The sequence below is a fragment of the Acidimicrobiales bacterium genome (genome assembly GCA_034521975.1).
Lineage (GTDB): Bacteria > Actinomycetota > Acidimicrobiia > Acidimicrobiales > SKKL01 > SKKL01.
In genome coordinates this window covers 294,060-311,625 of sequence record JAXHLR010000002.1, presented here as the reverse complement: position 1 = coordinate 311,625, position 17,566 = coordinate 294,060, and the positions used below count along the sequence as shown (strand labels likewise).

Below are 17,566 nucleotides of genomic sequence, written 5' to 3'. Positions count from 1 at the left end.
GGAGCGGCGCGCTCGGCTGGCACGTGATGGTGGGAAGCATCTGCCTGCTCCTAGAACTGGCGGAGGAACCGGATGTCGTTGCTGAACATGTCGCGCAGGTCGCTGATGCCGTAGCGCATGAGCGACAGGCGGTCGGTGCCGAACCCGAAGGCGAACCCGGTGTAGACCTCGGGGTCGATCCCTCCGTTGCGCAACACGTTGGGGTGCACCATCCCGCAGCCACCCAGCTCGATCCAGCCGGTGCGGGAACAGGTGCGACAGCCCTCGCCCTCGCAGAGGACGCAGGTGATGTCGAACTCGGCTGAGGGCTCGGTGAACGGGAAGTACGACGGCCGGAGACGGGCGTGGATCGCGCCACCGAAGTACGCGGTGGTGAACTCGTCGAGGGTGCCGGCGAGGTCGGCCATGGAGATGTCGCGGTCGACGACGAGCCCTTCGATCTGGTGGAACACCGGCATGTGGCTGGCGTCGGGGGTGTCGCTGCGGAACACCCGCCCGGGGCAGACGACATAGATCGGGGGTTCGTTGTGCTCCATCACCCGCATCTGCACCGGCGAGGTGTGGGTGCGCAACAGGGTCGACTCCGGTTCGCCGAACTCGACATAGAGGGTGTCGTACATCGCCCGCGCCGGGTGGCCGGGCGGGAAGTTGAGCGCGCCGAAGTTGTACCACTCGGTCTCGATCTCGGGTCCCTCGGCGATGGTGAAGCCCATGCCGCAGAAGGTGTCCTCGAGCTCGTCGTGGGCCTGGGTGACCAGGTGGAGGTGTCCCAGCCGGGGCCCGTCGACCACCTCGGTGAGATCGAGTCGCTCGGCCTCGAGGCGCTGACGGCGAGCCGTGGCCTCGAGGTCCCGGCGGCGGTCGGCGATGGCCGCTTCGAGGTTCTGTCGGCATTCGTTGAGCCGGGCACCTGCGCTGCGGCGTTGGTCGGGGTCGAGCTGACCCAACCCGGCCTTGAGCCTGGTGAGTTCGGAGCGCTTGCCCAGAAGCTCGGTCTCGAGGGTCCGCAACCGGTCGAGGTCGTCGACGGCGGCCACGGCCTCGAGTCCCTCTCGTTCCAGGCGTTGCAGTTCGGCGATCATGAACCGATCACCTTGTCGCCACCAGGCGGCGTCGTCCAATCGGATTCGGACGAACCCATCGGTGGCACCGGTCCCCGTCGCCGCTGGCGCAGCGCCTCGAAGCACACGACCGAGGCCGCCATGGCCACGTTGAGCGACTCGGTGGAGCCTTCCATGGGGATGGTGAGCCGGTGATCGATCAGCTGGTCGACCGCCCGGTCGAGGCCGCGCGCCTCGTTGCCGAGCACGACGGCGAACGCCCCGCCCAACAGGGCTTGGTCATAGGCGGTGGCCTCGCCCACGACGGTTCCCCACGTGGGAATCTCCGCTTCGGCGCACGCCTGCAGCGTGGTGGCGAGATCGAGCCCGGTGACGATCGGGACCGACAACACCGCGCCCGCCGAGGACCGCACGACCTTGGGCGACCACGGGTCGACGGTGCCCTTCGTGGCGATCACGCCGGCCGCGCCCGAGGCGGCCGCGGCCCGGATGATCGTGCCGAGGTTGCCGGGATCGCGAACGTCGGCCAGCACCACCAGGTGGTGTCGGGTCGCCTGGCAGCGCTCCACCACCTCGCCGAGGCCGAACGTCGGGAGCGTCGCCACGCCCAGGATCGGGCGCGGGGTGACCACGTCGGTGAGGGTGCCCAGCACACCGGCGCTGACCAGGTGCACCGCCACCCCGGCCCGTTCGGCACGATCGACCGACCCCGTGGCGTCGTCGTACTGCTCGTCCACGAACACCGCCTCCACACCGCACTCGGCGTCGAGCGCCTCGCCCACGAGGGTGGGCCCCTCGAGCACGAACACGGCTTCGTCCAGACGCGCACTGCGGCGCCCGAGCAGGCGCCGCAGCCGACGGATCCGATGGTTGGATGCGGCCAGTGGCGGCATCGGGGCCCGGCTCAGGACGCGGTGGAGCCGGCCTCGTTGGCGTCGAGCGCCGTGCGCGACGCGTCGACCAGAGCGGCGAAGGCGGCGGCGTCGGTGACGGCGAGGTCGGCGAGGATCTTACGATCGACATCGATCTCGGCCAGGCGCAACCCGGCGATGAACCGGCTGTAGCTCATGTCGTGCTGGCGGCAGGCGGCGTTGATGCGCTGGATCCAGAGCTTGCGGAACTCGCCCTTGCGGGCGCGCCGATCGCGGTAGGCGTACTGCAACGAGTGCATGACCTGTTCGTTGGCGGCACGGTACGACCGGCTCTTGTTGCCGTAGTAGCCCTTTGCCCGCTCGAGGGTGGACCGGCGGTGCTTCTTGGAGTGAACAGCGCGCTTGACCCTGGCCATGGGGCGCTCCTTTCAAGTCGGTGGAATGAGGGGTGGCGATGCGGGCTCAGCGCATGCCGAGCTGGCGCTGCACCTTGGCCTTGTCGCCCCCGGTGACCTCGGCGGGTCGGGCCAGGCGGCGGGTGCGCTCCGATGGCTTCTTTTCGAGGAAGTGGCCTCGAAACGCCTTGCGGCGCACGATCTTGCCCGTTCCGGTGACCTTGAAGCGCTTCTTGGCCCCGCGGTGGGTCTTCATCTTGGGCATGGGATACCTCGTGGTGTGATCCCCGGGCCCCACGCGGATGCCGGGGCCGGGAGGTCGTTCAGTTGTCGGGGGTCGACGCGTCCGGGTCGGACGTGTCGGGATCTGGATCGGACGCATCGTCGGCGTCGCGCTTGGCTGCTGCGGCCTGGGCCTTCTTGTCGGGGGCCAGCACCATGATCATGTTGCGACCGTCGAGCTTGGGCACCACCTCGACCCTGGCCACGTCGGACACCTTCTCGGCCACCTCGTCGAGGATCTTCTTGCCGAGCTCGGGGTGCTGCATCTCGCGCCCCCTGAACATGATGGTGACCTTGACCTTGTGGCCCTCGCCAAGGAACTCCTCGACCTTGCGGGTCTTGGTGTCGAAGTCGCCGCCGCCGATCTTGGGACGGTACTTCATCTCCTTGACGACGATGTTGGTGCTCTTCTTGCGGGACTCCTTGACTCGCTGTGCGGCCTCGTACTTGTACTTCCCGTAGTCCATGATCCTGCACACGGGCGGGCTGGCCTTGTCGGCCACCTCGACCAGATCGAGGTCCTGCTCGCGTGCCATGGCCAGCGCCTCGGGAAGGGGCTTGATCCCGATCTGTTCGCCGCTGGCGGCCACGAGACGAACCTCGCGGGCTCGGATGCGATCGTTGATACGGGGCTCGTTGTTCGCCGGCGCAGCTATCGCCACTCACTCCTCATCGATGCGCAGATCCTCTCTGTGCGCTGGGTGTCTGGGACCGTCCGCAAAACCACGAAGCGGACGCCGGAAAGCCGACGTCCGCGACCGCTGTCACCGGTGGCGACAGCAGCGTGTCGATCGACCCGACTCACCTGGTGGTTCCGGCCAGCGCCGGACCCGGTGGAAGGGTGGGGGTTGGGACCCCGCTTTCCGTTCTCAATTGTCGGCCTAGAGTACCAGGAACGAACAACGAGAACCACGCCGGTGCAGCGCCATGCCGGGCGGCCTGGCAGAACCGATGACGACCGAAGGATCGACCCGATGAGCTTGTGGACCCCCGGTGGAGAACACCCCGTCGACCGCAACCAGCCCTCCGAACCCGCCGATGGCCAGACCCCACCCAGCCAGGGCGACGCCGGACCTGACATCCTGGCCGGGCTCACCGAGGAGCAGCGGGCCGAGTTCGACCGCCTCTCGCCCGAGGAGCAGGAGCAGGCCAAGGCGATGATCGCCCAGATGGCCGAGTCTCGCCAGCACATGGCCGAGACCCCCGCCGCGGTGGTGGTCGCCAACCACGCCATGGGGCTCTACGAGCTGGCCGCCATCCACCTCGGCGCCGACGCGCCCAAGGTCGACGAGGCCAAGCTGGCGATCGACGCCCTGGCGGGCGTCCTCGACGCGGTCGGCGACCAGATGGGCGAAGACGGAACGACCCTGCGCGACGCCCTGGCCCAGATCCAACTCGCCTACGTGCAGGTCAAGGCAGCCGCCGATGCCGGCAGCGGTGACCCCGGCGGCGACGACGGCTCCTGAGTCACCCAGCGATCCGTCGCCGGCATCAGGACGGGGGAGGCTCGGCCACCTGCAGCGGGCGCAGGCCTGAGGCCTCCCACTCGCCGAGGCGCCCGGCGACGAGGTCGAACGCGACCTTGGTGCCGATCTGGATGGTCCGGGTGCCATCGGCGATGGCGGTGCAGTGGAAGAACCACTGCTCGCCCCCGCTGTCGGTGACGGTCCCGTAGCCCGCGGCGTCGTCGAAGTCGGTGACGGTTCCGGTGGCGGTCTCCATCACGTGTCCTTGGTGAGCGTCCGCACCAGGTTGGCCATCTCGATCGCTGCCGCAGCCGCCTCCTCGCCCTTGTTGCCCGCCTTGGCCCCGGCGCGCTCGATGGCTTGGTCGACGGTGTCGGTGGTGAGCACCCCGAAGATCACCGGCACACCGGTGTCGAGGGCGGCGCGTTGCACCCCCGCTGCACACTGGCCGGCGACCTGCTCGTAGTGCCCGGTGGCCCCGCGTATCACGGCCCCGAGGGTCACCACGGCGTCGACGGTGCCCCCCACGGCAAGCTGCCGGGCGGCGAAGGGGATCTCGAACGCTCCGGGCACCCACACGACCGTGGTGTCGGCCGGGTCGACCCCGTGTCGGCGCAGCGCCCGTTCGGCCCCACCGAGGAGCCGGTCGGTGACGAAGTCGTTGAACCGACCGCACACGACCCCGATGCGCAGGCCGGCACCGGCGAGCGATCCCTCAATCACCTGCAGCCTCCTGTCCTGGCTGGTGCTGGGCGGGATCGGCGTCGTGAGGCTCGAGTCCGGTGTCATCCAGTCCCTCCAGGAGGTGTCCGAGGCGGGCGCGCTTGGTCCGCAGGTAGTTGATGTTCTCGATGGTGGGCGTCGACTGCAGCGGCACCCGTTCGACCACCTCGAGCCCGAATCCTTGCAGACCCCCGTACTTCGCGGGGTTGTTGGTGAGGACCCGCAGCTTGTCCACGCCGAGATCGACCAGGATCTGGGCGCCAACACCGTACTCCCGGCTGTCGATCGGCAACCCGAGCTCGAGGTTGGCATCGACCGTGTCGTGACCCGAGTCCTGGAGCCCGTAGGCCCGCAGCTTGTGCCCGAGACCGATCCCACGGCCTTCGTGGCCTCGCAGGTAGACCACCACGCCCGAGCCCTCCTCGGCGATCCTCGACAGTGCCGCGTGGAGCTGAGGGCCGCAGTCGCAGCGCAGTGAGCCGAAGATGTCGCCGGTGAGGCACTCGCTGTGCACGCGCACCAGGACCGGATCTCCGCCGGCGACGTCGCCCTTCACGAACGCCACGTGCTCGGTCCCGTCGATGAGCGAGCGATAGGCGTGGGCGACGAAGGTTCCCCACCGCGTGGGCACCCGGCCCTGACCGGTCGCCACCACCAGCTTCTCGTTGGCCCGCCGGTGGCGGATCAGGTCCGCGATGGAGATCATCAACAGGCCGTGCTCGGCGGCGAAGACCGCCAGATCGGGTACCCGGGCCATGGTCCCGTCGTCGTTCACGATCTCGCACAGGGCGCCGGCCGGCTGGAGCCCGGCCAGGCTTGCCAGGTCGACCGCCGCCTCGGTGTGACCGGCCCGCTTGAGCACTCCCCCGTCACGGGCCCGGAGCGGGAACAGGTGGCCGGGACGGTTGAAGTCGCTCCAGGCCACGGTGGGGTCGGCCAGTGCCCGGATGGTGGCCGTGCGGTCACCGGCGGAGATGCCGGTGGTGGTGCCGTGCCGGTAGTCGACGGTGTGGGTGAAGGCGGTGCGCTGGTACTCGGTGTTGTCGGCGACCATCAGTGGCAGACCGAGCGCGTCGCAGCGTTCGCCGGTGAGGGCCACGCAGATCACCCCCGAGGTGTGGCGCACGTAGAACGCCACCTTCTCGGGCGTGGCCGCCTCGGCGGCCATGATGAGATCGCCCTCGTTCTCGCGATCCTCGTCGTCGACCACGACGACGACCTCACCCCGCCCGATCGCGGCGATGGCATCGGGGATGGCGGCGAACACTGGGTCGCGACGCTCGGTCATGTGGGGATCTCCTCTTCGAGACGGGTCGAGGCCGACCCGTCAGGGACGCCATGGGTGGTGTCGGCTGGTAGGGGGTGGAGGTCGATGCGGAGGTCGTCGCCGAACCGCTCGATGCCCGCCACCGACCCCCGCCACAGCGCGTCGATGGTGGACGCACCGGCTCCGGTGAACAGGGGGCGGGCATCGTCGCCGCCGAAGAGCGCCGGTGCGAGGTAGACGACGTAGTGGTCGACGAGACCGGCCCGGTGGAAGGCTCCGGCCACCGTCGGCCCGCCTTCGACCAGCAGCTGCAGGACACCCCGGCGGCCGAGCTCGTCGAGCACCTCTCCCAGATCGCCCGACATCTCGACCGCGGGGTGGACCCGCGCGTCGGGCGGGGCGTGACCCAGCACCACCCGCAACGGTTCGTGGACGATTCCGGGCAGCGGGGACTCGACGCCGCGGACGGTGAGCGCGGGGTCGTCGTCGCGAACGGTGCCGGCACCGACGAGGATGGCGTCGCTGGCCGCTCGGAGACGGTGGACATCGGCACGGGCTTCGGGCCCGGTGATCCAGCGGCTGGTGGCGTCGGGGGCTGCGGTTCGGCCATCGAGGGTGGCCGCCAGCTTCAGCACGACAGAGGGGCGCCCGGTCCTGCGGTGGGTGAGGTAGGGCGCCAGCAGCCGGGTGGCCTCACCGGCCATCGAGCCGATCTCGACCGCGATGCCTGCAGCACGCAGGGCGGCGACGCCACGACCACCCACGTTGGGATCGGGATCCTCGATGGCGACGACCACCCGCTCGACCCCAGCGGCGATGATGGCGTCGGTGCAGGGCGGGGTGCGACCGTGGTGGGCGCAGGGCTCGAGGGTGACATACAGGGTCGCTCCCTGGGCCGCACCGCCGAGCTGTTCGAGCGCGTGGGCCTCGGCGTGGGGTCCACCGGCGGGATGGGTGACACCGTCGACGGTCCGGCCGTCGGCCAGCGCGACCACGCACCCGACCCAGGGGTTGGGCGCGGTGAGGCCCTGCACGGAGGCGGCATTGGTCAACGCCCGCTCCATGTGGCTCGTGTCGCGCTCGTCGCTCATCCGGTGCTGCTCGCTCCTCGCCTCACGGGCGGGCGCCCGGACAGGCGCGAGCGGGCAGGGACCGGTGCCCTGCGTGCTCTCGCTCCCATCCGGACTGTCACCGTCGGCCCCGGAGTTCCACCGGGTCGGCCCTGGCCGGAGCCAGGGTTCGCGGGCTCTCACCGCCGGTCGGGAGTTTCACCCAACCCCGCGAGATGTCGTGTAGTTGTCACATCAAACGGTACCCGGCCCGGTCGCGAGCAGCACACTCGACCTCGGTGCGGGCACCGAGACCACCCGGACTCTGGTCACCTCCGCTGGCGCAGGTGACACGCCACGGTGACCAGACGCGAGATCAGTGGGCGGTGTCGCCTGCGAGCAGCCGGACGGCGTGGGGCAGCACGTCGAGCACGGCTTCGAGGGTCTCGACCGCGCCCGCGGTGGACCCGGGCCCGTTGACCACGAGCGCCTCACCGATGGTACCGGCGACGCCTCGGGACAGCCGCCCGAGCGGGTTGACCAGCCGCATGGCCTCGGCGATGCCCGGAGCCTCACGGTCGATCGCCTCCGCGGTGCCCTCGGGCGTGAGGTCGCGAGGACCGAACCCGGTTCCGCCGGTGGTGGCGATGAGCCCGTTGAAGTCCCGCGCCATCTCCAGCAGCACCTCACGGACGCTCTGGGTGCCGTCGGCGACCACTCGGTGGTCGAGCACGGTCCATCCCGCCTGGGTCAAGCGCGTCGCCAGCGCCTCACCCGAGCTGTCCTCGCGGGTCCCGGCCACCACCCCGTCGGACACGGTGAGGACCTTGGCACAGAGCGGTTGTGGATGATCGGACATGTCGACTCCTCGGTGATCAACGGGGCCGGCGAAGGCGCAGCACCATCATGGCGTCGGTCCCGGCGGCCTGGGGCAACAACAGCGCTCCCCGACCGTGGGGGACCCACGGTTCGCCTGGGGGCTCGAGCGCCTCCATCTCGGGGTGATGCTGGGCCAGGTGCTGGTCGATGCCGAGTGTCTCGGCATCGGTCATCGTGCACACGCTGTACACGAGCACACCCCCGGGCCGAACCAGCGGCACTGCCGCGTCGATGATCCGACGTTGCAGGGCGGCGAGGTGCTCGACGTCATCGGGGGCGATCCTCCAGCGTGCATCCGGGCGGCGGTGCAGCACCCCGAGCCCCGAGCAGGGCGCATCGACGAGCACCCGGTCGAAGCTGTCCGGGGCATAGGGCGCAGCAGTGGCGTCGGCCACCACCACCGCGACCCCGCGGTGGCCGGTTCGTTCGACGTTTCCACCGATCAGCCCCGCGCGCTGGGCGGTGAGGTCCGACGCCACCACCCACGCCCCCGATGACGCGAGTCCGGTCGCCTTCCCCCCGGGGGCGGCACACAGGTCGCCAACCCGCTCCCCCGGCTGGGCGCCCACCAGCTCGACCACCCACTGCGAGCCCCGATCCTGGGTGTAGCCGTCGGATCGAACCGTCACCGCCGGAGCCTGGTTCATGGCCTCCAGCGCCGCCAGGGCCACGTCGGCACCGAGATCGATCGAGAGCCGATCCACGATCCAGTCGGGGTAGCTGAGTCGGGTAGCGAGGTCGGGCCACTCGATGGCGGCGCCCGCCACCTTGCGGAGGATGGCGTTGACGAACCCCCGGGCCGCTCCATCGACCGCACCCACCGTCGCCGACACCGCCGCGTGGGCGGGGATGTTGGTGAACGCCAGTTGGTAGACACCGACCCGTAGCGCCGCTCGAACCGCCGGATCGACATCGCGCAGGACGAACCGGTCGGCCAGGTGGTCGCAGGCCCGTTGCATGCGGGTCGCTCCATAGACCAGTTCGGTCACCAGGCCACGATCGCGCTCATCGAGCGTGCTGCGCCCCAGCATCGGCGGCAGGGCCAGGTTCGCGTACGCCCGATCGACCTCGATGCGCACCATCGCCTCGATGGCCAGGCGGCGCACCACGACGCCGGGTGGCTCGGTCCTGGTGATGGTCTGCCGGGAGCCGCTCCGGCGCCGGGTCATCGACCCAGCCGGTCGTCGGGGCCCGGTCGGGCGCCGTTGAGCCATGCCGCGGCGTCTTGTCGAGGTTTGCCTTCGGGCTGGACCTCGATCAGCTCCAACCCGCCCTCACCGGCGGCGACCGTCCGACCGTCGAGCGAACCCGGCTCACCACGGTGTTCGGGCACCAACCGGGCGACGTGGACCTTGAGGCGACGCCCCCGCCAGGTGGTCCAGGCACCGCCCAGCCGCACGACCCGATGCAGCTCGACTGCGCGACGACCCCAATCGAGTTCGAGCTCGGAGGGCTCGATCTTGTCGGCGTAGGTGGGTTCGCCCTCCTGCGGCACGGGATCACCGAGGTCTTCGCTCAGGGAAGCGACCAACAGTTGCGACCCCCGCTCTACCAACCGCCCGCGCAACTCGTCGAGAGTCTCGTCCGGGCCGATGTCGACCTCCGCCGAGCGGTAGACACCGCCGGTGTCGAGCCCCTCCTCGACCGCCATGACGCACACGCCGGTCACGTCGTCGCCGGCGAGGATGGCCCGCTCGACCGGGGCGGCACCGCGCCACCGGGGCAGCAGGGAGAAGTGCAGGTTGACCATGGGGACGGCGTCGAGCACGTGGGGCTTGATGATGCGGCCGAAGGCCACGACGACCCCGAGGTCGGCACCACTGTCGATCACGGCATCGACGTCGGTGGTGACAGGGATCCCCAGCTCGCTCGCTGCCACCTTCACCGGACTTGGCGACAGACCGGATCCGCGGCCGCGGCGCTTGTCGGCGCGGGTGACCACCAGGGCGATCTCGAAGCCGGCGTCGTGTAGGGCCTGCAGCGGCGCCACGGCGGCCTCGGGTGTGCCGAGATAGACCAGACGTCGAGGCTGGTTCGGCGCAGGAACGACCACGGTCAGCCGAGCGCGAGCCCACCGGTGGGCCGCGTCTGGTCGTCGGCTGCAGCCAGCGTGTCCTCGCGCAGCGCCCTGAGGGCGCGCGTGCGTTCGTCGTCGGCGAGGCGCTCGAGCAGGAGGATCCCGTCGAGATGGTCGAGCTCGTGCTGGAACAACCGAGCGAGCAGCTCGTCGGCCTCCAACGAGACCTCGTTGCCGTCGAGGTCGAGCCCGGTGAGGTGCACCTGCTTCGGCCGCACGATCTCGAAGGTGTAGCCGGGCACCGAGAGGCATCCCTCCTCGTAGCACCACTCGCCGTCGGACTCGGCGATCGTGGGGTTGACCAGCGCCTCGGGACCCTCGCCGACGTCGTAGACGAACACCCGCTTGCCGACACCGATCTGGGGTGCGGCGAGCCCGAGCCCGGGAGCTCCGTACATGGTCGTGAGCATGTCCTCGACCAGGCGGGCGAGACGGCCGTCGATGTCGGTGACCTCGTGGGCGACACGGCGCAGCACCGGATCGCCGAAGGTGCGGATCTCGAAGGGGGCCATCCGGCAAAGACTACCGTCGCGGTGTGGAACTGCTGCAGCCGGACAACCGATGAGCCCGGGGCACTACTTCGACCCCGACCCCACCGCCCGCTCCCGGATCCGGGAGGTGGCGCTGGTGCTGCCTGACCTGTCGTGTCACCTGCAGACCGACTCGGGGGTGTTCTCCGCCGATCGTGTCGATCCGGGCACCAAGCTGTTGCTGCTCGAAGGACCCGAGCCCGATGCCGGTCACGGCCCCCTGCTCGATCTGGGGTGCGGGTACGGCCCGATCGCCATCACCCTCGCCCACCGTTGTCCGGACGCGACGGTCTGGGCGGTCGATGTCAACCAGCGGGCCAGGGACCTGTGCCGGCGCAACGCCGAGCTCCAAGGAGTCGCCGACCGGGTGCTGGTCGCCTCCCCCGACGATGTCGACCCCGACCTGGTGTTCGGACAGATCTGGTCCAACCCTCCGATCCGCATCGGGAAGCAGGCCGTCCACGACATGCTGTCCTCGTGGTTGGCGCGGATGCACCCGCAGGGCGGAGCTCACCTCGTGGTGAGCCGCCACCTCGGGGCCGACTCACTCGCCCGATGGTTGTCCGAGGCCGGGTTCGAGGTGACACGCCGTCGATCGCGGATGGGGTACCGCCTCCTCGACGTCGCTCCCAGGGTCGGCCATCGGGACTGAGGCCACCTCACCGAGGCTCAAGATGTCACCCCGAGTGGTCGAAGGGTGACAGATGGCACGCAGGCGGCGGCAACCGGGCACGGGGACCGGGATCACCGACTCACGGGGTTGGATCTGTCAGTCTGTGGAACGCAGCGGTCGAGACGACAGGGGGCGGGAGTACACGTGGTGAGCGGCGAGGAACTCCACATCATCGTGAAGCGGAGCATCCACCAGGGACGGATCTGGTCGGCGCAACCCCAGTTGCTCCTCGACGACGGCCCCGACGAGCTGGTCACCCTCAGCATCCCGGGAAGCACGTGTCACCTACCCCGGAACAGTCACGACATGCACCATGTCCGGGAGAGCTTCCGGTCGGGCGAGTGGACGCTCGAGGCCTCCTCCGGGGCGCAGTTCGTGGGCGTGTGCCGTCACCGCCCGGACCGCTACTTCAACGTCATGCACCTGTTCGCCCCCGAATCCGGCGAGTTCCTCTGCTGGTACCTGAACTTCGAGCGCCCGATCAGCCGCCACCCCGACGGGCTGGTGATCGACACGCTCGACCTGTGGCTCGACCTCATCGTGTTGCCGGACGGCAACACCTTCTGGAAGGACACCGACCACTGGAACTGGGCGAGCGAGCAGCGGCTGTTCTCGCCGGGCGAGGTGCGCCGCGTCGAAGCGCTCCGCGACGACCTGCAGACCGCTGCCCGCAAGGGTGTCGGGCCCTTCGACGGCACCTGGACCGAGTGGGTACCGATCGAGCTCGACCCGCTCGACCCGCCTCCGTACTGGGACCGGCCGCCGGTGGTGGTCGACGCACGCGAGGCGTTCGACCGCGCCTGACCCCGAAGCGTTCGGACCGGCCAGGTTCAGGTTCGGATCCTCGTCACACCCGGACCGGATCCATGGCGATCCGCAGCCGGCCCGATGGCCGCGGTGTCGATGCCACCGCATCGCAGAGCGTGTCGTGGTCGGGTGCCCGCAGCAGGTAGCGCCCGTCGGAGGGCCCGAGCACCTCGACCCCGGCCGGCGAGCCGAGCTCGGCCACGAAGGCGGCGGCCGACTGGCCCGACACCTCGGCGATCGCTGTCTCCGGAGGCATGTGCAACGTCGCACGGCGTGCAGCCTCGGCCGCGGAGAACCGTGCGGGATCGGCCGTCAGCGCCGCTTGGAGCACGTCGTGGCGGGGCACCCGGGTCTGCACGGCGACACGACCACCACCGGAACGGGGCCCCACCAGCCGGGCGGCCCTCGCCAGCAGCGCCAGCGCCTCCTCGCCGGCACGGTATCGGGGCGCCAGCAGCTCCTGGTCGATGTCGAGGAACGCCACCAGCGAGGCCCCACCGACGCGGTGAAGCACCGCTTCTGTGCCGATGTAGACGCGCGCATCGGCGATCTCGGTGTCGGACGCACCCGTCACCTCGACCACCGGTTCGCCCACCAGCGCCTCGAGCTCCTCGCGCGCCCTGGTGACGCCCGCTCTGATGTTGCGCAGGTTCGTCGCACCGCACGCCTGGCAGATCACCGGGCGCTCACCGCCGCAACGTCGGCATTGCAGCCGATCACCGTCGGCCTGGACCATGGCTCCGTCGCAGTGCTCACACCGGCTGACGTCGCCGCACCGGCCGCACGCCATCAGGCGCGAGCGTCCGGTTCGGTTCAACACGCACACCGCGCGCTCGGCCGACCGCAGCATGGGCGTGAGGCGCTCGGACCACAGTCCGCCTCTCATCGGGTCGTCCTGTCTGCGGTCGATCACATCGAACAGCGGCCATCCCGCCCGCTCGCCCGCACGCGTCGGCGCCGAGAGCGACCCGACGGTCAGCGCCTCGAGTGACGGCGTGGCCGACACCAGCACGCACGGAGCTCCGGCGCGACGAGCCCGTTCGACCGCGACCTCGCGCGCGTGCCAGGTGGGGGCCCGTTGCTCTTGCCACGCCTCGTCGTGCTCGTCGAACACCACCACCGCCGCGAGATCCGGAGCAGGCGCCCACGCCGCAGCCCTCGTACCCACCACCGACGCCCCCGCTGCCGCCGCCGCCCAGTCGCGTGGGTGCAGTGCCACCTCGATCCCGGCGCGGCGCAGCGCCAACGCCATTTGCCTGGCACCGGTGACCGTGGGCACGAGCACCAACGCCTGGCCTCGAGCGCACGCGGCGACCGCGACCGGGACCGGATCGGTCGTGGGAGGTCGGCGCAGCACCGACACACCGGTGCCGAAGGCGGCGACGATCTCGTCGGCCACCACCGGCACCGGGTCGTTCGAGCGAGGCCGCCGCTCGATCCCCGCGACGGTGGTGGGAGGCGAGGCCGTGGCCAAGAAGCTGGCCCGGCGACCGGCGAAGCGCCATGCCGCCCAGGCCGCCATCTCGATCAGCTCGCCCGACGGGCCGACGCCGCTGCGCTTGGAGAGCGCCAGCAGTCGCACCCCTGGTGGGGGCTCGACATCGGTGGCGACGACCCACCCACCCACGCGCCGACCGTGCAACGAGATGCGGACCATGTCGCCGATCCCGATCTCGGGGATCGAGTCGGGGACGAGGTAGTCGAACTCGCGGTCGATGGCGGGTACGTCGGGAAGGACCCGAACAACCCGCGGCGCGGTTGGCAGCGGCTCAGAGCCCGAGTGCGGACTTGAGGTCGTCGACCCGATCGGTGCGCTCCCAGGTGAACGACATGTCGTCGGGGCGGCCGAAGTGCCCATAGGCGGCGGTGGGCCGGTAGATGGGGCGGCGCAGATCGAGTTCCTTGACGATGGCCGCGGGACGCAGGTCGAACACCTCGCTGACCGCCCGCTCGATCTCGGCCTCCTCCACCCGTCCGGTGCCGAAGGTGGAGACCATGACAGAGATCGGACGAGCCACGCCGATCGCATAGGCCACCTGGACCTCACAGCGCTCGGCCGCGCCGGCAGCCACGAGGTTCTTGGCCACCCACCGGGCGGCGTAGGTGGCCGAGCGGTCGACCTTGGACGGGTCCTTTCCGGAGAAGGCGCCACCTCCGTGGCGACCCATGCCGCCGTAGGTGTCGACGATGATCTTGCGCCCGGTGAGCCCGGCGTCGCCGACCGGGCCGCCGATCACGAAGCGGCCTGTGGGGTTGACATAGACCTCGTAGTCGTCGTCGGCGTAGCGCTCGGGGATGACCGGACGGATGACCTGTTCGATCAGGTCGGGACGGATCATCGAGTCGCGATCGATGCCCTCGTCGTGCTGGGTGGACACCAACACGGTGCGCAAGCGGACCGGCTTGCCGTCTTCGTAGTCGAAGCTGACCTGGGTCTTGCCGTCGGGGCGCAGGTAGGGAACGGTGCCCGCCTTGCGCACCTCGGACAAGCGCTCGGCCATGCGGTGCGCGAGGTGGATCGGCAGGGGCATCAGCGCGTCGGTCTCGTTCGAGGCGTAGCCGAACATCATCCCCTGGTCGCCCGCACCCTGTTGCATCAGGGCTTCCTCGCCGGAGCCGCCCGAGCGCACCTCCTCCGACGCGTCGACACCCTGGGCGATGTCGGGCGACTGCTCGTCGATGGTGACCATCACCCCGCAGGTGTTCCCGTCGAAGCCGTACGACTCGCGGTTGTACCCGATCTCGTTGATGGTGCGACGCACCACGCTCGGGATGTCGACGTAGGCCTCGGTCGTGATCTCTCCGGCCACGATCGCCAACCCGGTGGTGACCAGCGTCTCGCATGCGACCCGGCTCTGAGGATCCTGCTCGAGCAGGGCATCGAGGATGGAGTCAGAGATCTGGTCGGCCATCTTGTCGGGGTGGCCCTCGGTCACGGACTCGGACGTGAAGGTGAAACGGCTCATTGTGCTCCTGGATAGGTGGACAGGGATGGGTTCAGGTCGTGGGAACGGGCGAGTGCCGTGCCACGACCGCGTCGATGACCGCTCTGGCCACCGAACGCTTGTCGGTGAGACCAACAGTGTGGTCCATTCCGTCGGTGCCGATGATCATGACGGCGTTGGTGTCGTGCTCGAACCCCACCTGGGGGGCCGAGACGTCGTTGGCGACGATGACGTCGGCGTTCTTGCGGGTCAGCTTGTCGCGGGCGTTGGCGACGACGTCGTCGGTCTCGGCGGCGAATCCCACCAGGATCTGTCCCGACGGCTTGTCTCGCCCGAGCTCGGCCAGGATGTCGACGGTGGGCTCGAGGACGATCCGGGGTGCACCGTCGTGCTTCTTGAGCTTGGTGTCGGCCACCTCGACGGGTCGGAAGTCGGCGACGGCGGCCGCCATCACGACGATGCCCGCCGACGCCGCGTGGGCCCTGACCGCATCGAGCATCTGAGCGGCGGATTCGACGGTGACGACCTCGACGCCCAGGTTCGGTGGCGGCGCGACGCTGGTCACGAGCACGACCTCGGCGCCTCGTGACCTGGCCTCGGCCGCGAGGGCGAAGCCCTGCTTGCCCGAGGACCGGTTGCCGATGAAGCGCACCGGGTCGATGGCCTCGCGGGTGCCGCCGGCGGTGACCACGACCTTGGTGCCGGTGAGGTCGCCGGGCCCGAGCACCCGTTCGACCGCGGCGACGACGGCGGCGGGGTCGGCCAGGCGTCCGGCACCGACATCGCCCCCGGCGAGGCGGCCCGATTCGGGGGCGACGATGTACACCCCCCGCTCGGCGAGCACCGAGAGGTTCTCCTGCACTGCGGGGTGTTCCCACATCTCGGTGTGCATGGCCGGGCAGATGACGACGGGGGCACGGGTGGCCAGTGACGTGGCGGTGAGCAGGTCGTGGGACCGACCCGTGCGCAGGTCGGAGATGACCTTCGCGGTGGCGGGACAGATCAGGACGAGGTCGGCACCCTGACCGAGCCGGGTGTGGGGGATGGGGCTGGCTTCGTTCCACAGCGACCGCTGCACCGGTTCCGACGCCAATGCCGAGAAGGTGGTCTCACCGACGAAGTGGAGCGCCCCGTTGGTGAGGACGGGGCTGACGTGCGCGCCCGCGTCGACCAACCTCCGGCAGACCTCGACCGCCTTGTACGCGGCGATGCCGCCGGTGACACCGAGGACGATGCGGCGACCGTCGATCACGACGGTGGGCTACTCGGTCGGGCTGTCGGTGTCGGCAGCGGACTCATCGGACGCGTCCGGCGTGTCGGTGCGCCGCGCCACGATCTTGTCGGCTGCGATCTCCTCGAAGGCGATCGACAGCGGCTTGCGAGCGGTGGAGGCCACCTGCGGTGGGATGGCGGGGCCACCGGCGTCGCCGAGCTGGCCGAAGTAGCTGTTGATCTGGCGGGCTCGGAGCGAAGCGAGGGTGACCAGGTCGAACTTGGATCCGGTGCGCTCGAGCAGGTCCTCGAGCGAGGGGTTCATCATCGAGTCGTTGAACTGGGTCATGGGTGCTCCAGAGGTGGGCGAGGCCGACCAACAAGACTAGCAGCGGGAGGTGCTGCCACCCCAGCATCGCCTCAGCTCGCTCGTCGGTCCCTGGCCTCGGCGATGAGTGCCTCGAGCTCGGCGACGGTTTTCTCGACCTGGTCGTTGACCACCACCGTGGCACCCAGGGCTTCTCCGCGTGCACGTTCGGTATCGGCGTTGGCCAATCGCCTGGCGACCTGTTCCTCGGAGTCGCCACGCACCCGCAGCCGTGCCGCCTGCTCCTCGCGCGACGGTGCGTCCATGAAGACGAACAGCGAATCCGGGTCGCGGGACAGGACCTGCTCGGCCCCCTGGACATCGATCTCGAGCACCAGGTCGACGCCCTCGGGGAGGCCGTCGGGCGTGGGGGTGCCCATCAGCTGACCGAGGAAGTCGGCCCATTCGAGGAACCCGTCGGCGGCGACGCGCGCCTCGAACTGCTCGCGGGAGACGAAGTGGTAGGCATCCTCGGCTTCGCCCGGGCGGCGGTCGCGGGTGGTCCACGAACGGCTCAACCAGAGCTTGGGGTCGCGCTCGACGAGCTCGCGCACCACGGTTCCTTTGCCCACCCCGCCGGGGCCGGCGACGATCACGATGATGGTGGCACCTACCGGTAGGGCGAGGGGAAGGCCTCGATGAGGGCCTTGCGCTGCTGGTCGCCGAGCCCCCGCACCCGCCGGGTCTCGCTGATGCCGATGCGCTCCATGGTGCGGCGGGCCTTGACCTTGCCGACACCAGGCAGTGATTCGAGCACGGCGAGGACCTTCATCTTGGCGATGGTGTCGTTGGTGCCGGCGGTGTCGAGCAGCTCGGCGAGGCTGATGGAGCCCATCTTGAGACGCTCCTTGACCTCGGCGCGCTCGCGACGCACTTCGGCAGCCTTGGCCAGCGCGGCCTGGCGTTGCTCGTCGGTGAGCTGAGGGGGCTGGGTCATGTTCCGACAGTAGCGCCCGCGGAC

General features: G+C 70.1%; 22 protein-coding genes and 1 riboswitch. Of the genes, 3 read left to right on the top strand and 19 right to left on the bottom strand.

Going from position 1 to position 17,566, the window contains the following annotated elements; genetic code table 11:
• Positions 1–50: 50 nt before the first annotated feature.
• The 5 genes from pheS to infC are packed head-to-tail and all read right to left on the bottom strand — an operon-like array spanning position 51 to position 3,272.
• Entirely contained in the window at positions 51–1,082 is a 1,032-nt protein-coding gene (pheS, locus tag U5K29_01695) for a phenylalanine--tRNA ligase subunit alpha (protein MDZ7677248.1), read from the bottom strand.
• The gene (locus U5K29_01690) at positions 1,079–1,954 is read right to left on the bottom strand and encodes an RNA methyltransferase (protein MDZ7677247.1); all 876 of its coding nucleotides are present in this window, start codon (positions 1,952–1,954) and stop codon (positions 1,079–1,081) included. The genes pheS and U5K29_01690 overlap by 4 nt, the downstream gene beginning before the upstream one ends.
• An 11-nt stretch (positions 1,955–1,965) precedes the next feature.
• The gene (gene rplT, locus U5K29_01685) at positions 1,966–2,349 is read right to left on the bottom strand and encodes a 50S ribosomal protein L20 (protein MDZ7677246.1); all 384 of its coding nucleotides are present in this window, start codon (positions 2,347–2,349) and stop codon (positions 1,966–1,968) included.
• A gap of 46 nt (positions 2,350–2,395) precedes the next feature.
• The gene (gene rpmI / locus U5K29_01680) at positions 2,396–2,593 is read right to left on the bottom strand and encodes a 50S ribosomal protein L35 (protein MDZ7677245.1); all 198 of its coding nucleotides are present in this window, start codon (positions 2,591–2,593) and stop codon (positions 2,396–2,398) included.
• Positions 2,594–2,651: 58 nt separating this feature from the next.
• On the bottom strand, positions 2,652–3,272 hold the full coding sequence (gene infC / locus U5K29_01675) for a translation initiation factor IF-3 (GenBank protein MDZ7677244.1): 621 nt from the start codon (positions 3,270–3,272) through the stop codon (positions 2,652–2,654).
• A 312-nt stretch (positions 3,273–3,584) separates the two neighbouring features.
• Between infC and U5K29_01670 the strand changes: the two genes are divergently transcribed.
• Positions 3,585–4,076 carry a hypothetical protein gene (locus tag U5K29_01670; GenBank protein ID MDZ7677243.1) on the top strand — a complete coding sequence of 164 codons (492 nt, stop codon included), beginning with the start codon at positions 3,585–3,587 and terminating at the stop codon, positions 4,074–4,076.
• A gap of 25 nt (positions 4,077–4,101) precedes the next feature.
• On the opposite strand, the gene U5K29_01665 is transcribed toward U5K29_01670, so the two are convergent.
• The 8 genes from U5K29_01665 to def form a co-directional block, all read right to left on the bottom strand.
• Complete coding sequence (locus U5K29_01665; protein MDZ7677242.1) at positions 4,102–4,332, bottom strand: cold shock domain-containing protein; 231 nt, start codon at positions 4,330–4,332, stop codon at positions 4,102–4,104.
• Positions 4,332–4,799, bottom strand: a complete 468-nt coding sequence (ribH, locus tag U5K29_01660) for a 6,7-dimethyl-8-ribityllumazine synthase (protein ID MDZ7677241.1) — start codon at positions 4,797–4,799, stop codon at positions 4,332–4,334. Before ribH ends, U5K29_01665 begins: the two co-directional genes overlap by 1 nt.
• Positions 4,792–6,087 carry a bifunctional 3,4-dihydroxy-2-butanone-4-phosphate synthase/GTP cyclohydrolase II gene (locus U5K29_01655; GenBank protein ID MDZ7677240.1) on the bottom strand — a complete coding sequence of 432 codons (1,296 nt, stop codon included), beginning with the start codon at positions 6,085–6,087 and terminating at the stop codon, positions 4,792–4,794. Before U5K29_01655 ends, ribH begins: the two co-directional genes overlap by 8 nt.
• Positions 6,084–7,157, bottom strand: a complete 1,074-nt coding sequence (ribD, locus tag U5K29_01650; GenBank protein ID MDZ7677239.1) for a bifunctional diaminohydroxyphosphoribosylaminopyrimidine deaminase/5-amino-6-(5-phosphoribosylamino)uracil reductase RibD — start codon at positions 7,155–7,157, stop codon at positions 6,084–6,086. Before ribD ends, U5K29_01655 begins: the two co-directional genes overlap by 4 nt.
• Positions 7,158–7,230: 73 nt before the next feature.
• Positions 7,231–7,356, bottom strand: a riboswitch (FMN riboswitch).
• A 135-nt stretch (positions 7,357–7,491) separates the two neighbouring features.
• Positions 7,492–7,974 carry a MogA/MoaB family molybdenum cofactor biosynthesis protein gene (locus U5K29_01645; protein MDZ7677238.1) on the bottom strand — a complete coding sequence of 161 codons (483 nt, stop codon included), beginning with the start codon at positions 7,972–7,974 and terminating at the stop codon, positions 7,492–7,494.
• 16 nt (positions 7,975–7,990) lie between these two features.
• The gene (locus U5K29_01640; protein MDZ7677237.1) at positions 7,991–9,163 is read right to left on the bottom strand and encodes a transcription antitermination factor NusB; all 1,173 of its coding nucleotides are present in this window, start codon (positions 9,161–9,163) and stop codon (positions 7,991–7,993) included.
• Positions 9,160–10,047, bottom strand: coding sequence for a methionyl-tRNA formyltransferase (locus U5K29_01635; protein ID MDZ7677236.1), 888 nt, complete (start codon positions 10,045–10,047; stop codon positions 9,160–9,162). The genes U5K29_01640 and U5K29_01635 overlap by 4 nt, the downstream gene beginning before the upstream one ends.
• Before the next feature lie 2 nt (positions 10,048–10,049).
• Positions 10,050–10,583, bottom strand: a complete 534-nt coding sequence (gene def / locus U5K29_01630) for a peptide deformylase (protein MDZ7677235.1) — start codon at positions 10,581–10,583, stop codon at positions 10,050–10,052.
• A gap of 49 nt (positions 10,584–10,632) precedes the next feature.
• Between def and U5K29_01625 the strand changes: the two genes are divergently transcribed.
• Both U5K29_01625 and U5K29_01620 read left to right on the top strand, forming a co-directional pair.
• Positions 10,633–11,253: a methyltransferase gene (locus tag U5K29_01625; protein MDZ7677234.1), complete on the top strand. Its 621-nt coding sequence runs from the start codon at positions 10,633–10,635 to the stop codon at positions 11,251–11,253.
• Positions 11,254–11,421: 168 nt separating this feature from the next.
• Entirely contained in the window at positions 11,422–12,078 is a 657-nt protein-coding gene (locus U5K29_01620) for a DUF402 domain-containing protein (GenBank protein ID MDZ7677233.1), read from the top strand.
• 43 nt (positions 12,079–12,121) lie between these two features.
• Here U5K29_01620 and U5K29_01615 read toward each other — a convergent pair whose 3' ends face one another.
• The 6 genes from U5K29_01615 to mihF all read right to left on the bottom strand — a co-directional run bounded on the left by U5K29_01615 (position 12,122) and on the right by mihF (position 17,542).
• Positions 12,122–13,939 (bottom strand): hypothetical protein, encoded by a 1,818-nt coding sequence (locus U5K29_01615; GenBank protein ID MDZ7677232.1) that lies wholly within the window; start codon positions 13,937–13,939, stop codon positions 12,122–12,124.
• Positions 13,851–15,047, bottom strand: coding sequence for a methionine adenosyltransferase (gene metK / locus U5K29_01610; protein MDZ7677231.1), 1,197 nt, complete (start codon positions 15,045–15,047; stop codon positions 13,851–13,853). Before metK ends, U5K29_01615 begins: the two co-directional genes overlap by 89 nt.
• Positions 15,048–15,078: 31 nt before the next feature.
• Positions 15,079–16,278, bottom strand: a complete 1,200-nt coding sequence (coaBC, locus tag U5K29_01605; GenBank protein ID MDZ7677230.1) for a bifunctional phosphopantothenoylcysteine decarboxylase/phosphopantothenate--cysteine ligase CoaBC — start codon at positions 16,276–16,278, stop codon at positions 15,079–15,081.
• Between the two features lie 9 nt (positions 16,279–16,287).
• Positions 16,288–16,587 (bottom strand): DNA-directed RNA polymerase subunit omega, encoded by a 300-nt coding sequence (rpoZ, locus tag U5K29_01600; GenBank protein ID MDZ7677229.1) that lies wholly within the window; start codon positions 16,585–16,587, stop codon positions 16,288–16,290.
• Between the two features lie 71 nt (positions 16,588–16,658).
• Complete coding sequence (locus tag U5K29_01595; GenBank protein ID MDZ7677228.1) at positions 16,659–17,201, bottom strand: guanylate kinase; 543 nt, start codon at positions 17,199–17,201, stop codon at positions 16,659–16,661.
• 14 nt (positions 17,202–17,215) lie between these two features.
• Positions 17,216–17,542, bottom strand: a complete 327-nt coding sequence (mihF, locus tag U5K29_01590) for an integration host factor, actinobacterial type (protein ID MDZ7677227.1) — start codon at positions 17,540–17,542, stop codon at positions 17,216–17,218.
• Positions 17,543–17,566 lie beyond the last annotated feature (24 nt).